The organism is Specibacter sp. BI4, from assembly GCF_056680095.1.
In genome coordinates, this window is sequence record NZ_CM155265.1 from 3,322,078 (window position 1) to 3,336,113 (window position 14,036).

The 14,036-nt window shown below is 65.0% G+C and carries 9 protein-coding genes; 2 read left to right on the forward strand and 7 right to left on the reverse strand.

Annotation, left to right across the window (positions count from 1 at the left end):
* Positions 1 to 19: 19 nt before the first annotated feature.
* Complete coding sequence (locus tag AC1L6K_RS15235) at positions 20 to 1,084, reverse strand: ROK family glucokinase (RefSeq protein ID WP_480949695.1); 1,065 nt, start codon at positions 1,082 to 1,084, stop codon at positions 20 to 22.
* A 163-nt stretch (positions 1,085 to 1,247) separates the two neighbouring features.
* Here AC1L6K_RS15235 and AC1L6K_RS15240 point away from each other — a divergent pair, with 163 nt between their 5' ends.
* Positions 1,248 to 3,062, forward strand: coding sequence for an AMP-dependent synthetase/ligase (locus AC1L6K_RS15240; protein WP_480949696.1), 1,815 nt, complete (start codon positions 1,248 to 1,250; stop codon positions 3,060 to 3,062).
* Between the two features lie 87 nt (positions 3,063 to 3,149).
* On the opposite strand, the gene AC1L6K_RS15245 is transcribed toward AC1L6K_RS15240, so the two are convergent.
* Positions 3,150 to 6,545, reverse strand: coding sequence for a pyruvate carboxylase (locus tag AC1L6K_RS15245; RefSeq protein WP_480949697.1), 3,396 nt, complete (start codon positions 6,543 to 6,545; stop codon positions 3,150 to 3,152).
* Positions 6,546 to 6,884: 339 nt separating this feature from the next.
* Positions 6,885 to 9,746 carry an aminomethyl-transferring glycine dehydrogenase gene (gcvP, locus tag AC1L6K_RS15250; RefSeq protein WP_480952785.1) on the reverse strand — a complete coding sequence of 954 codons (2,862 nt, stop codon included), beginning with the start codon at positions 9,744 to 9,746 and terminating at the stop codon, positions 6,885 to 6,887.
* 153 nt (positions 9,747 to 9,899) lie between these two features.
* On the opposite strand from gcvP, the gene AC1L6K_RS15255 reads away from it, so the two are divergent.
* A complete protein-coding gene (locus AC1L6K_RS15255; RefSeq protein ID WP_480949698.1) occupies positions 9,900 to 10,736 on the forward strand; it encodes a ParA family protein in 837 nt (278 codons plus the stop codon).
* Between the two features lie 101 nt (positions 10,737 to 10,837).
* On the opposite strand, the gene AC1L6K_RS15260 is transcribed toward AC1L6K_RS15255, so the two are convergent.
* The 4 genes from AC1L6K_RS15260 to ftsR all read right to left on the reverse strand — a co-directional run bounded on the left by AC1L6K_RS15260 (position 10,838) and on the right by ftsR (position 14,024).
* Positions 10,838 to 11,776, reverse strand: a complete 939-nt coding sequence (locus AC1L6K_RS15260; RefSeq protein ID WP_480949699.1) for an endonuclease domain-containing protein — start codon at positions 11,774 to 11,776, stop codon at positions 10,838 to 10,840.
* A 149-nt stretch (positions 11,777 to 11,925) separates the two neighbouring features.
* Positions 11,926 to 12,519, reverse strand: a complete 594-nt coding sequence (locus AC1L6K_RS15265) for a MerR family transcriptional regulator (protein WP_480949700.1) — start codon at positions 12,517 to 12,519, stop codon at positions 11,926 to 11,928.
* A 264-nt stretch (positions 12,520 to 12,783) separates the two neighbouring features.
* Entirely contained in the window at positions 12,784 to 13,293 is a 510-nt protein-coding gene (locus tag AC1L6K_RS15270; RefSeq protein ID WP_480949701.1) for a bifunctional nuclease family protein, read from the reverse strand.
* A complete protein-coding gene (gene ftsR / locus AC1L6K_RS15275) occupies positions 13,290 to 14,024 on the reverse strand; it encodes a transcriptional regulator FtsR (protein WP_480952786.1) in 735 nt (244 codons plus the stop codon). Before ftsR ends, AC1L6K_RS15270 begins: the two co-directional genes overlap by 4 nt.
* Positions 14,025 to 14,036 lie beyond the last annotated feature (12 nt).

Genomic DNA, 14,036 nt, shown 5'->3' on the forward strand with positions numbered 1-14,036 from the left:
TTCCTGCAATTTGCTCCGGCTAGGATGCCCCGGCCAGTCCCGGACGCCGAACGCGCGCCAGGTCGGCGGCCCCGATCAAGCCTGCCGACGGGCCGAGCTGCGCAACAGTGATGACGGCCTCCTGACGGTAGCCGCGTCCTGTCAGGTTCCGTGAATAAGCACGACGCGCGGGCTCAAGCATGAGGTCCCCCGCGGCACTGAGCCCGCCGCCAATGATAAAGAGTGCCGGGTCAAGGGCCGCTGCCAGGTTGGCGATGCCCAGCCCAAGCCAGTCGCCCACTTCGGCCACGAGCTCCTGCGCCGTTGCCTCCCCCGCCATTGCCAGTTCGGTAACAACAATGCCTGTGATGTCCTTGGGCCGGCCATTGGCTGCGGCCAACAATCCGGCTGCCATCGGCGAAAGCTTCCTGGCCAGTTCTCGGCCTTCGCGCCCCAGCGCGTTGCCGGAGGCGTACTGCTCCCAGCACCCGCGGTTGCCGCATTCGCAGCGGTGTCCTCCCGGCATGATGATTTGATGCCCAAACTCACCTGCCATGCCGAAGCTGCCGCGCTCCACCCGGCCGTCAATCATCAACGCACCGCCAATGCCTGTCCCCAGGGTCAGCATGAGCAGCCTGTCGTGCCCGCGGCCCGCCCCGAAGCGCCACTCAGCCCAGGCGGCCGCGTCGGCGTCGTTGGTGATGACAACCGGGCGTTGCAACAACTCCTCCAAGGTGTCGCGCAGGGGTTCATCGCGCCAGGCAAGGTGGGGGCTGAAGACAACCTTGGTGCCCGCCAGGTCCATCCACCCCGCGGCACCAATGCCCACGGAAGCAATTTCGTGCCGTGAGCCGAGCTCGCGGACCAACTCCACAATGACGGCCTCCACTGCCCGGGCGTCACGGCCGGGGGTTTCCCGCCTGATTTCCTCAAGGATTGCACCCCTGCCGTCGACAACCCCGGCCGCCACTTTTGTGCCCCCGATGTCGATCCCCAGCGCCAATGGCACCAGGGCTGCGGGCGGTGGTTCGGTGCCCGCCGTCGTGCGTGCGGTTGTGTCTGCGGCGGGGACGGCAGATCCGGTTTCAAGGGGCGGCGGAAGCATGCATTAAGTGTAGTCAGCGCCCTGCCCGCTCCGGACCAAATTGAAAGTGTGAGCCGAACAACATAAAGTTACCAACGAGTAACATAGCTTTTCCGGCGGATCGCTTGCTTCGCGGATAGAGTAAAGCAACAGGACCGCAGGCCCACATATCAAAGGAGCTATTGTGCAAGAGATTTCCGTGCCGGCCAAGGTAGTCAGTCCTCGGACCATGAACACCACCGACTTTGTGCTCCGGCAGGCTAATTCGGCCGCCAATCCAGCACTTTTCGCGCGTCGAAATGCCGACAATGTGTGGGTCGACGTCTCAGCCAGGGAATTTCGTGCCGATGTCAGCGCCTTAGCCAAGGGCTTGATCGCCTCGGGAATCAAGGTGGGCGACCGCGTGGGCATCATGGCCCGCACCCGCTATGAGTGGGCCCTGGTTGACTTTGCCATTTGGTTCGCCGGCGCCGTGTCGGTGCCGATTTATGAAACGTCCTCACCGTCCCAGGTGGCCTGGAATCTGGGCGATTCCGAGGCCGTGGCGGTTTTTGCCGAAACCGGGACCCACGAGAACATCATCCGCCAGGCCGCCCACAACGAGGGCCTCACCGCGATCGCACACGTCTGGCAGCTCGAGGGGGACGGCCTGGACGCCCTGCGCGAAGCCGGACGCGGTGTCCCCGACTACGTCTTGGAGGCTGCCCGCACGGCGAACGGCCTCGACGACGTGGCGACCATTATCTACACCTCGGGCACCACGGGCCGCCCCAAGGGCTGCATGCTCATGCACCACAACTTTGTGGAACTAAGCGAAAATGCGCTGGCCGTGCTTGGCGACAGCGTGGTGGTGCCGGGCTCGCAGACCATCATGTTCCTGCCCATGGCCCACGTTTTTGCCCGCTACATTTCGGTCCTTGCGGTGGCCGGCGGCGCCAAGGTTGGCCACACCCCAGACATCAAGCACCTGCTCGAGGATCTCCAAAGCTTCCAGCCCACATTCATCCTTGCCGTCCCGCGCGTCTTTGAAAAGGTGTACAACTCCGCCGCCCTCAAGGCTGAAGGCGAAGGCAAGGGCAAGATCTTCGCAGCCGCCACCAAGACCGCCATCGAGTACTCCCGTGCCGTTCAGGACGGCAAGGTTGGCCTGGGCCTGAAGGCCAAGCACTTTGTGTTTGACAAGCTTGTGTACGTCAAGCTGCGCAATGCCATGGGCGGCAATGTCCGCCATGCCGTTTCCGGCGGCGGCCCGCTCGGAGAGCGCCTTGGCCACTTCTTCCAGGGCATCGGCCTGCAGATTTTGGAGGGCTACGGCCTGACGGAGACCACGGCCCCGATCACCGTCAACCGCCCCGAACGCATCAAGATCGGCACAGTGGGCACCCCTCTCCCGGGCAATGCCGTCAGGATCGCGGACGACGGCGAAATACTCACCAAGGGCGTCTGCGTCATGAAGGGCTACTTCGGCCGCGACGACCTGACGGCCGAGAACTTCATCGATGGCTGGTTCCGCACCGGCGACATCGGCGAACTGGATGATCAGGGCTTCCTGAAAATCACCGGGCGCAAGAAGGAAATCATTGTCACCTCGGGCGGCAAGAATGTGGTGCCGGCCATGCTGGAAGACCAGATCCGGGCTGATGCCATCGTCTCGCAGTGTGTTGTCATTGGCGAGCAGCGCCCGTTCATCGCAGCGATCGTCACCATCGACGAAGATGCGCTGCCGCAGTGGGGCAAGGCGCACGGCCTGCCACTGGGCACCACGGTGGCCGAGGCCGCCAAGCACCCGGCCGTCATCGCGGCCGTGCAGTTGGCCGTGACCAGGGCCAACACCTCGGTCTCGTCGGCTGAGGCCATCAAGCAGTTCAGGATTGTTGATTCGGACTTCACCGAGACTTCGGGCCACCTCACCCCTTCACTGAAGGTCAAGCGGGCCCAGGTCTTGAAGGACTTTGACGCCGTGGTGGAGGAAATCTACCTGAGCAGGAAGCCCGCCTAACCTCGAGTCCAACTCTGGACCTTAAGAAACTGACCCGCAGCTCTGGTTGTGATATCACAACCAGAGCTGCGGGTCAGTTGTTTTGAATTAAGCGATGACCACCAGCAGGTCCCCGCCCTGCACCTGGGCGATCCCCGTCACGGCGAGGCGGGATACGGTGCCGCCGACCGGCGTCGTAATTGACGCCTCCATTTTCATGGCCTCGATGGTGGCGATGGTTGCCCCCGCCTCGACGACGTCGCCGACGGCGACCTTGACGCTGACGGCTCCGGCGAACGGCGCGGCAACCTGGCCGGGCACGGACTCGTCGGCTTTTTCGGTGGCCTTGACGGTGCTTTCAATGCTGCGGTCGCGCACCACGATCGGGCGGCTCTGGCCGTTGAGCTTGCACGTCACGGTGCGCATGCCCTTCTCGTCCGCTTCGGAGATGGTCTCCAGCGCAGCGATGAGGCGCACGCCCTTGCCCAGGTCGATCGCGTGCTCGACGCCGCGGCGCAGCCCGAACAGGTAGTCGCGGGTGTCCAGCACCGAAACGTCGCCGTACGTCTTGCGCACAGTCTCAAATTCCTTGGTGGGCCCGGCGAAAAGCAGCCGGTTCAGGGCCGCACGGCGGGTGGTGCTGTCGCCGGCGAGTTCCGCGCTGTCCGCCGCGCTGAGGATGCCCATGCGGTCCACGACCGTGCGCCCCTGCAGGGCCTTGGTGCGGAACGGTTCGGGCCAGCCGCCGGGCGGGGTGCCCAGTTCGCCGCCGAGGAAGCCCACCACGGAGTCGGGGATGTCGTAGTTCTGCGGGTTTTCCTCAAAGTCGGCCGGGTCCGCCTTGATGCCCACGAGGTGCAGGGCCAGGTCGCCCACCACCTTGGACGACGGCGTGACCTTGACCAGGTGCCCGAGGATCCGGTCCGCTGCCGTGTACATGTCCTCGATTTCCTCGAAGCGCTCCCCCAGGCCCAGTGCGATCGCCTGCTGGCGCAGGTTGGACAGCTGGCCGCCGGGGATCTCATGCTGGTACACGCGGCCCGTGGGTGCTGCCAGGCCCGACTCGAACGGTGCGTACAGGCGCCGGACGGCTTCCCAGTACGGTTCGAGGGAGCTGATGGCTGCCAGGTCGATGCCGGTGTCCCGCTCGGTGTGGGCCAGGGCGGCAACGAGTGCGGAGGCTGACGGCTGGCTGGTGGTGCCGGCCAGTGCCGCGGAGGCGACGTCGACGGCGTCGACCCCGGCATTGACGGCGGCCATCAGGGTGGCCAGCTGGCCGCCCACGGTGTCGTGGGTGTGCAGGTGCACAGGCAGGTCAAAGCGCTCGCGCAGGGCGGTGACCAGCTTGGCTGCGGCGGCCGGGCGCAGCACGCCTGCCATGTCCTTGATGGCCAGGATGTGCGCGCCGGCGTCAACGATGCGCTGGGCCAGTTCCAGGTAGTAGTCGAGGGTGTAGATGGTCTCGGCCGGATCCAGCAGGTCGCCGGTGTAGCACAGGGCAACCTCGGCCACGGCGGTGCCGGTGGCGCGCACAGCCTTGATGGCAGGCTCCATCTGGTCCACGTCGTTGAGCGCGTCAAAGATGCGGAAGATGTCGATGCCGCTGGCTGCGGCCTCCTGCACAAAGGCATCGGTGACCTCGGCCGGGTACGGCGTGTAGCCAACCGTGTTGCGCCCGCGCAGCAACATCTGCAGGCAGACGTTAGGCAGGGCTTCGCGCAGCTGCGACAGGCGCTGCCACGGATCCTCGCCGAGGAAGCGCAGGGAGACGTCGTAGGTGGCGCCGCCCCAGGCCTCGACCGAGAGCAGCTGCGGGGTCAGCACGGACACGGCCGGGCCTGCCGCGAGCAGGTCCCGGGTGCGCACCCGGGTGGCCAGCAGTGACTGGTGGGCGTCACGGAACGTGGTGTCAGTGACGGCGACAGCCGTCTGTGCGCGCAGGGCTGCGGCAAAACCTTCCGGGCCCAGCTCGGCCAGCTGCTGGCGGGTGCCGGCAGGAGCGTCGGCAAGCTCGACGGCGGGCAGCTTGCGGGCCGGATCCTCCAGCACCGCCAGTTCGCCGTGCGGCTTGTTGACTGTCGTGTCGGCAAGCCAGGTCAGCAGCTTGGTGCCGCGGTCCGAGGACACGTGCGAGTTCAGCAGTTCGGGGCGCTCGTCGATGAAGGACGTGGCCACGTCCCCGGCGTTGAACGCGGGGTCGGCAAGAACTGCCTGCAGGAACGAAATGTTGGTGGAGACGCCGCGGATGCGGAACTCTGCCAGTGCGCGGCGGGCACGGGAAACCGCAGCCTCGTAGTTGCGTCCGCGGCAGGTGAGCTTGACCAGCATGGAGTCGAAGTGCGGGCTGATTTCGGCACCTGCATAGATCGTGCCGCCGTCGAGCCTGACACCGGCGCCGCCGGCTGAACGGTAGGTGGTGATCTTGCCGACGTCGGGCCGGAAACCGTTGGACGGGTCTTCGGTGGTGATGCGGCACTGCAGCGCGGCACCCTTGACCTGGACGGTTTCCTGGCTCAGGCCAAGGTCGGCCAGTGTTTCGCCGGCGGCGATGCGCAGCTGGGCCTGGACCAGGTCGACGTCGGTGATTTCTTCCGTGACCGTGTGCTCGACCTGGATGCGGGGGTTCATCTCAATGAACACGTGCTGGCCGGCGCGTTCGCCCACGGTGTCGACAAGGAACTCGACGGTGCCGGCGTTGACGTAGCCCATGGCCTTGGCGAACTTCACGGCGTCGGCGTGCAGCGCCTTGCGGATGCTCTCGTCCAGGTTTGGGGCCGGGGCGATTTCCACCACCTTCTGGTGGCGGCGCTGCAGGGAGCAGTCGCGCTCAAACAGGTGGATGACGTTGCCCTCGCCGTCCGCGAGGATCTGGACCTCGATGTGGCGGGGACGCAGCACGGCCTGCTCGAGGAACATGGTCGCGTCGCCAAAGGCGGCATCAGCTTCACGCATGGCAGCCTTGAGCGCCTCTTCGAGGTCTTCGGCCTTTTCCACGCGGCGCATGCCGCGCCCGCCGCCGCCGGCGACGGCCTTGGCAAAGATCGGGTAGCCGATGTCAGCGGCAGCACCCAGGAGGTACTCCAAGTCGTCGCTGGGCTCGCTTGACTCCAGCACCGGGATGCCGGCCTTGCGGGCGGCGTTCAGGGCGTGGACCTTGTTGCCCGTCAGTTCCAGCACTTCGGCCGGCGGGCCCACAAAAGTGATGCCTGCCTCCTTCGCAGCCGCGGCCAGGTCGGGGTTTTCCGAGAGGAATCCATAGCCGGGGTAGATGGCGTCGGCGCCGGCTTCCTTGGCGACGCGAATCACCTCTGCCACGTCCAGGTAGGCCCGCACGGGATGACCTTCTTCACCAATCAGGTAAGCCTCGTCGGCCTTTTGCCGGTGGATGGAGGTGCGGTCCTCGTAGGGGAATACCGCAACTGTCTTTGCACCAAGCTCGTAGCTGGCACGGAATGCCCGGATCGCGATTTCGCCGCGGTTGGCAACCAGAATTTTCGAAAACATCCCACTCCTGTGTGAACGATGGTCTGGTGGAACCTGCTTTGGCGCCTGATTCAAGGCACCCGCGCGGTGTCCCACTGTCTAAGGCGGCAGCCTGACGAGGTTACGCCCGGCACCGGCCCATTGTATAGAAGCTGAAAAACATCTGTCGTTCGGGAAACTGCGCCGGGGCCGTCCCGGCGGTAATTCCACCCCTGTGCCACGAAGCTGTGTCACGACACAAAGTTGTGTCAGTTTCCCCCCGCACGGCGACAGCGGGCAAATCCTGTGGCGCAACTCACTCTTGCCAGCGTAACAAACCCGCCGCGGCCCCACGCACCCGAGTTGCCCCGGGGGCCGGGGTCAGAAGACTTCCGCCAGTTCCTCAAGGGACGGGCAGGAACAAACCAGGTTTCTGTCGCCGTAGGCCTGGTCGACGCGGCGCACCACGGGCCAGTACTTGGCGCGAGGGTCCACCCCTGCCGGGAAGACAGCCTCTTCCCGGGTGTACGGGTGCTCCCACTCCAGTGCGATGCTCTGCGCGGTGTGCGGGGCGTTGACCAGCGGGTTGTCCGCCGCCGGCCACAGCCCATCCTGCACCGCAGCGATTTCCATGCGGATGGCGATCATGGCGTTGATGAATCTGTCGATCTCGCCCAGGTCCTCAGACTCGGTGGGCTCAACCATCAACGTGCCTGCCACGGGGAAGGACATGGTCGGCGCGTGGAAGCCGTAGTCGATGAGGCGCTTGGCCACGTCGTCCACGGTGACACCCGAATCCGCCGTAATGCCGCGCAGGTCAAGGATGCACTCGTGCGCCACCAGGTCGTTGGCGCCGGTGTACAGCACCGGGAAGTGCTCACCCAAGCTGCGGGCAATGTAGTTCGCGGACAGGATGGCCGTCTGGGTGGCCTGGCGCAGGCCGTCCGGGCCCATCATGCGGATGTAGGCCCAGGAGATCGGCAGGATCGACGCCGAACCGTACGGCGCGCTGGACACCAGCCCCACGGAGGTGTCGGCGCCAAGCTCGCGGGCGGGCAGGTGCTTGGCCAGGTGCGCACCAACAGCCACGGGGCCTACTCCGGGGCCGCCGCCGCCGTGCGGGATGCAAAACGTCTTGTGCAGGTTCAGGTGCGAAACGTCGGCACCGAACTTGCCCGGCTGGGCCAGCCCAACCAGTGCGTTGAGGTTGGCGCCGTCGACGTAAACCTGGCCTCCGGCGTCGTGGATCATGGCGCAGATGGTGCTGATGGACGTCTCAAACACGCCGTGGGTTGAGGGGTAGGTGACCATGATGGCGGCGAGATCATGCTCATGGTTCGTGATCTGGCGTTTGAGGTCGTCCATGTCGATGTTGCCGAATCCGTCCGTGGCGACCGGGACGACCTTGAGCCCGGCCATGACGGCGGAGGCGGCGTTCGTGCCGTGGGCGGAGCTGGGGATCAAGACGATGTCGCGGCCCGGGTTGCCGTTCTCCACGTGGTGGGCGCGGATGGCCATGAGCCCGGCGAACTCGCCCTGCGAGCCGGCGTTGGGCTGCACGGACACGGCGTCGTAGCCGGTGATTTCGGCCAGCCACGCCTCCAGCTGGGTTGCCATTTCCACGATGCCCACCGTGTCGGCGGCAGGCGCGAAGGGGTGCAGATTGGCGAACTCGGGCCAGGTGATGGCAGCCATTTCGGCGGTGGCGTTCAGCTTCATGGTGCACGAGCCCAGCGGAATCATGCCGCGGTCCAGCGCATAGTCGGCGTCGGCGAGCCTGCGCAGGTAGCGCAGCATCTGGGTTTCGGAGTTGTGCGTGTGGAACACGGCATTTTCCAGGTAGGCGGTGGCGCGGGCCGGCACGGGAAGCTCGACGTCGGCCGCAGCCCCGGTCAGCGCCGGCGCCCGGGTGCCCGCTCCGGATCCGCCAAGCAGCATTGCCAACGCGTCGACGTCGGCTTCCGTGGTGGTCTCGTCAACGGCGATCTGCAGGTTCTCGTGGTCCACCTGGCGCAGCAGGAAGCCGGCACGGTGGGCGGCGGCGACCAACTCGGCGGTGGAGTGCCCGCTGCCGGCGGCAATGCGGATCTTGACGGTGTCAAAGTAGTTCTCGTGGACCACCGTGTGCCCGGCCGCCGTTGCAGCGGCGGCAACAGCCCGGGCCGTGGCGTGGACGCGGGTGGCAATCTTCCGCAGCCCCTCGGGGCCGTGGTACACGGCGTACATGCCGGCCATCACGGCCAGCAGCACCTGGGCGGTGCAGATGTTGGAGGTGGCCTTCTCACGGCGGATGTGCTGCTCGCGGGTCTGCAGCGCCAGCCGGAAGGCCTGGTTTCCTGCGGCGTCCTTGGACACACCGACCAGCCGGCCCGGCAGGGACCGCTCCAGGCCCTTGCGGACGGCCATGTAGCCGGCGTGGGGTCCGCCAAAGCCCATGGGCACGCCAAAACGCTGGGAGGTGCCCACCGCAAGGTCCGCCCCAAGTTCGCCTGGGGATTCCAGCAGCGTCAGCGCCAGGAGGTCGGCAGCCACGGCCACCACCGCCTTTCTGGCATGGGCGGCGGCGATGACAGGGGCAATGTCACGGACCAGGCCCGAGTCGCCCGGATACTGCAGCAGGACCCCAAAGAACTCCACGTCGGGGAGGTCGTCGGCGAAGTCATGCGCGAGGACCGGGATGCCCATCGCCTTGGCGCGGGTATGCACCACTGCGAGGGTTTGGGGGAAGGTGTCAGCGTCAACCAGCAGGACGGCGTCGTCCGCTGCAGAACGGTTGGTGCGGCGCATCAGGGCCACGGCCTCAGCCGCTGCGGTGCCCTCATCCAGCATGGACGCGTTGGCCGTGGCCATGCCTGTCAGGTCGGCCACCACCGTCTGGAAATTCAGCAGCGCCTCGAGCCGGCCCTGGGAGATTTCAGGCTGATAGGGCGTGTAGGCGGTGTACCAGGCCGGGCTTTCAAGTACGTTGCGCTGAATCACACCCGGGGTGTGGGTGCCGTAGTAGCCCTGGCCGAGAAAGGACTTGTTGACGGTGTTTTTCCCCGCCAGCGCCTGCAACTCGGCCAACATCGCCTCCTCCGACACGGCGGCCGGCAAGGTCATCGGCGCCGTCGTGTAGATGGATTTGGGCAGCGCGGCCGTGGAAAGCTCCTCCAAAGAAACAAATCCGAGGGTACGCAACATATGATGAATGTGGGGCTGCGAAGTAACCCCGATGTGACGGTCACTAAAAACGGCCGACACACGGCTGTTAGTGTTCTGGCGCCCGGGCAATTGTTCTGGGGTGTTTGTCAATGGGTTCTCCAAGTCGCGAACGTTCCACGGCTATTGTATGTGGCAGAGCTATTCGCAGCAGCACATGATTGGGTAAGCAACGCAAAGGGTAATGGTTCATCCGTGCAAGTAGTGAGTATCAGCAGCCTCAAGGGCGGCGTAGGCAAGACGTCAGTGACGCTGGGCCTGGCTTCGGCAGCCTTGGCAGCAGGCATCCCCACCCTGGTGATCGACCTTGATCCCCACGCCGACGCCACGACCGGTCTGGGGGTGGCAGCCCGGGGGCAGCTGGACATTGGGCAGCTCATCAAGAATGCCCGCAAGGCGGATTTGGCCGCCAACATTGTGCCGAGCGGTTGGCTTGCCGCCCACAGGAACGACGACGGGTCCACACCGACGCTTGACGTCGCCATGGGCTCCGCGTTCAGCGGCATCTACGACCGCCCGGACCTGGGCAAGCGCGATCTGCGGCGCCTGTCCACGATCCTGGCCAACGCCGACCGCGACGGCAACGCTCCGTACCAGCTGGTGCTGATCGACTGCCCGCCATCGCTGAACGGCCTGACCCGCATGGCCTGGACCGCCAGCAGCCGGGTGCTGCTCGTGGCCGAGCCGGGCCTGTTTTCGGTGGCCGGCACGCAGCGGACCTTGCGTGCCATTGAACTTTTCCGGACCGAATTTGCCCCGGCACTGGTCCCTGCCGGCATCGTGGCCAACAGGGTGCGTACCGGCTCCAATGAGCATGCTTACCGTTTGGCCGAGATGAAAACCATGTTTGGCGAGCTGCTGCTCTCCCCCACCATTCCGGAGCAGGCCAACTGGCAGCAGATTCAAGGTGCGGCCCATCCTGTGCACCAGTGGCCCGGCGACTCGGCCAAGAACGCCTCAGCACTTTTTGACAGGCTGCTCGATTCGGTGCTGACCCAAAGCGCCACACGCAGCCGCCTGTACCGCGGCTGACCCGCCGGCTCCGCCCACCCCGCGCCGCCCTTTCCAACTACCCCGCAGAAGTGGTTGCTGAAACAGCCAATTTTGGTTGATTCAGCAACCACTTCTGCGGGTTACTTTTGCTTGGGGCGCCAGCCGCGCCGGTGGAGCGCGTCCCGGATCTTTCGGATGGCTGATTTCGCGTCATCACGCATGTGTTCCTTGCCAATTCGCACCTCAATCCAGCCGGCCTCCTCAAAGTCCTCCTGCCGCCGAATGTCGCGGCCGACTTGTGCAGCTTCTGAATGGGTGGCCCCGTCGTATTGCACCGCCACACGGTATTCCAGGAACTGGGCGTCGGGAGTGCGGGTCTTCCCATCCATCAGTTTCACTGGTACGTTGACGAGCGGTTCGGGCAGGCCTGCCCTGTCCATGGCCAGCCGAAGCCTCGTCTCCGGGGCGGAGTCCGACCCAACACGGGCCAAGGCCAACGCCTGCCGGGCCTTTTGAATGCCGGGCGTGCCTTTGTGCCGCTCCAGCATGGACAACAGGCCCTGGGGCGTTGTGTACGGTTCGGACCGGCCCTCAAACTCCGGCCGTGGAATGCGCAGGAGATGGTCGGCCACCACCACCAGCTCCTCGACGCTCATGCGCCTGGCGCAGTCGAGCCACGTGCGCACGCGGGTGGTGATCCACAGACCGTCAAGACACGTGAGCTCGTCATCCCGGAATTTCGTCATGTGGCCAACCACCCCGAACCTGCGGGGCTCGTCGTGTGGCGCCTGCCTAGAAATATGGATGCCCGGCTCTTCACTCCCCGGCAAGAATCCGGGAAACTCCCAAATGCAGAAGGCCGTGGCGTGGGAGGCTGCCGAATATCCTGTCACCTGCGTGTAAGGGCGCGTCAAAAGCGCCAAGGGCAAGTCGTCAACGGCAAAGGCAAGGATGCCGCGGCTGAGTGAAACCACGTCAGCGTGCCGCAATTTCCCCCGGCTCACACCCAGTTCAGAAGCTTCCCCCGCTGTGAAGGGGGCGGAGGTGAGTTTTATCGGCAAATCCACTGGCTCGTCCATGAATCAATCATGGCAATCGTCAGCCGGGCCCGCTTAAGTTATCCACAGACCCCCTCACCTTAAGCAAGTGACCCGCAGTTGTGGTTGCAAAACACCGTGAAATCGCGTGTTTAGCAACCACAACTGCGGGTCACTTGGAAAAAAGGGGGTTAGGAGATTTTGCGGGCCTCGCGGCGCTTGCTGAGCTCGTCGCCCGGGAACGACTGCACTGCTGCGTGTTCGCTGGGCAGCGCGGCCAGGCTGCCCTCAACCTCACGCCAGACACGTCCCACGGCGATCCCAAAGACGCCCTGCCCGCCCTGGACCAGGTCAATGACTTCGTCGGCCGAGGTGCATTCGTAGACTGAAGCGCCGTCGCTCATCAAGGTGATCTGTGCCAAGTCCTCGACGCCGCGCTCGCGCAGGTGTTCCACTGCGGTGCGGATCTGCTGCAGCGACACACCCGTGTCCAGCAGGCGCTTGACAACCTTGAGGACCAAAATGTCGCGGAAGCCATAAAGCCGCTGCGAGCCGGAGCCGGCCGCGCCGCGGACGGCGGGTTCCACCAGGCCGGTGCGGGCCCAGTAGTCCAGTTGGCGGTAGGTGATGCCGGCAGCCTTGCAGGCGGTGGGCCCGCGGTAGCCGGCGTGTTCGTCCAGGACAGGCAAATCTTCGGTGAACAGCAGGCCCTGCGACCCTGCCCTCATGGCAGTGCTGGGGACAACGGCTGCCGTCAGCTCGCCGGCGTCACTCTTGGCACTCACGTGGATCCTCCTGTTCACAGTCCCCCTGAACGGTTGTCTTGCCTGCACACTGGACAGGCACGGCACACCGAGGGTGAGCTGTAGGGGCTCTAACCTCAAGTGTGCCTGTACCGGCCGAAGCTGGCAATGGGGTACTCGATACTTCGACGTTAGAGGGGTGTGGGACCAAGGTCAAAGACGTCTGCACATCTATTTAAACGTGTCGAAAGTTTCAGCCTCAGCTTTAACGTTAGACATGGCGGTGAAACGCTGAAAACAAGCGGATTACTTGTCAAAATCCTCGGGTTCAACGTCATTGAGGAATTCCCTGAATTGACGAACCTCACGTTCCTTGGCCTCGTCGTCGTCGACAACTGCCTGCTCATTGCCATCCTCATCGTGGCCGCCGATCACAACGCCGGCCTCTTCCACGAGGCTTTCCGCAGCCCAAATCGGGCATTCGGCCCGCTGGGCAATGGCGATGGCGTCGGAGGCCCGGGAGCCGATGGTGGTTCCGTTCTCAAAGAGCAGTTCGGCATAAAACACGCCTTCTTCGACCTTTGTCAGGTTCACCCGCACGATCCTGTGGCCCAGGGCAACGACGACGCCGCAGAGCAGATCGTGGGTCAGCGGACGCGGCGGCACCACGCCCTGTTCGGCCAGGGCAATGGCCGTGGCCTCTGCAGCCCCGATCCAGATGGGGATGTGGCGCTCCCCCAGCAGCTCGCGCAGCAATACGAGCGGCTGGTTGGACGGCATTTCTATGCGGACGCCAACAATCTTGACCTCAATCACGGGGTTTCCATTTCGGCGATGCGTGCCTGCACCAGTGCACTGTGCAGGCCCAGGCACAGCTCGGCAATCTCGCGCGCAGCCTCGGCGGCACGCATGGCCGATGTGCTGTCCTTGCGGGAGGAAACAGGGCCGACGGCCCGTTCCACCAACCCGAATTCCCTGTCGGCGGCGGCCTGAAAGGGCCGCAGGTGCCGCGGCTCAAGCCCGTGGGCAGCCAGGGCGGTGCAGGCCTGCGCGACCTTCAGGGCATGGTCGTCAAAGGTGCCGCCGCGAAGCTCGATCAGCCCATAGCTGAGCATTGTCTCGTACAGTTCGGTGCCCGCGGCCGATTCCGTGCGCAGTTGTTCCGGCGTCAGCCGTCGCGACCTGCTCTTGAGTTCCTTGGCGAGGTCCTCGGACACCATCCGTGGCGCAATGGACACACCAGGGGGAAGGTTTTGCGGCGTGAGGCCCTGGTCAATGGCGTCAAGGTATTCGCGGATCACCTTCAGCGGCAGGTAGTGGTCCCGCTGGAGGGCCAGCACAAACCTCAGGCGTTCGACGTCGGACTCGCGAAACTGGCGGTAGCCGGCAGGCGTCCGCTGCGGGGTGATCAGTCCCTTTTCTTCGTAAAACCGGATCTTCGACGCCGTCACTGACGGGAAGTCAGCACACAAAAGTGCCAGGACTTCGCCAATGTTCAGGACGGGTGTGGCACCGGGGCGCCGGTTGGTGGTTTGTACATCCACCAAGCGGCGCCCGGC

Coding starts and splice junctions, on each gene's coding strand:
- AC1L6K_RS15245 (WP_480949697.1), bottom strand. CDS start 6,545: ATGTTTTCGAAAATTCTGGTTGCCAACCGCGGCGAAATCGCGATCCGG.
- AC1L6K_RS15235 (WP_480949695.1), bottom strand. CDS start 1,084: ATGCTTCCGCCGCCCCTTGAAACCGGATCTGCCGTCCCCGCCGCAGAC.
- AC1L6K_RS15260 (WP_480949699.1), bottom strand. CDS start 11,776: ATGGACGAGCCAGTGGATTTGCCGATAAAACTCACCTCCGCCCCCTTC.